The organism is Comamonas aquatica NBRC 14918, from assembly GCF_000739875.1.
Taxonomy (GTDB): Bacteria; Pseudomonadota; Gammaproteobacteria; order Burkholderiales; family Burkholderiaceae_C; genus Comamonas; species Comamonas aquatica.
Genome location: NZ_BBJR01000014.1, coordinates 1 through 635 on the forward strand (window position 1 = coordinate 1; position 635 = coordinate 635).

2 protein-coding genes are annotated in these 635 nt (G+C 46.0%); one reads left to right on the top strand and one right to left on the bottom strand.

The window, feature by feature from the left end:
• Nucleotides 1-227, top strand: a 227-nt coding sequence (locus CA2_RS18365; protein WP_217997613.1) for a hypothetical protein, incomplete at its 5' end; no start/stop codon positions are given.
• Nucleotides 228-358: 131 nt separating this feature from the next.
• Here CA2_RS18365 and CA2_RS18205 read toward each other — a convergent pair.
• Nucleotides 359-635 (bottom strand): hypothetical protein (locus CA2_RS18205; RefSeq protein ID WP_169741437.1); only part of this gene is annotated, 277 nt, incomplete at its 5' end.

The window sequence follows — 635 nt, forward strand, 5'->3', positions numbered from 1 at the left end:
TACATGCTGTGCTTGGGCTAGAGGCTGATTTGGCCTTGATTGTTGTTTTTGCTTTGGTTGGCCGGGTCGCCCCCGGCGGGGCCTTACTTTCTTGCTTGTGCAAGAAAGTAAGCAAAGAAGCACACCCTGCTACCCGTGTCCCTTTGGGCTTTGCTGCGCAAATCCCAAACGGGCAACCTGCGGTGCTCGATCACAGGGTGGGGCCGCAGAACTCACTGCGCGGCTGAGCCGCTCCGTTCAAACAGCTGCGGCCAGTTAGAGGACGAGGCAGATGCGTCCTGCGGCGCATCTGCACACCCTGCGCTCTGTGCGTCTCGGCACGGTTAGAAGGGCGCAAGCCAAGGATATTTCATGCTTTTTAAGCAACAACATTTGCTGTTTGTTTAGGGAAATATTCTTCTAATAATTTTTTAAAACTTTTTATCTCTTTCAGAAGATTCAAAAGATTTTCATGAGTGGCAATAATTTCTTTCTGGTCTTCATTGAAGTCAGACAGTCCTTTATATCCTTCTATTTCAGATCTCAATTGAATTAAAGCTGGCTGATTTTCATTAAAGCTTATCAGATCACGGTAAATTATTGCTGCCAAGCAAAATTGCCCATTATCACTTTCAATTTTATTTATATTCTGCGAG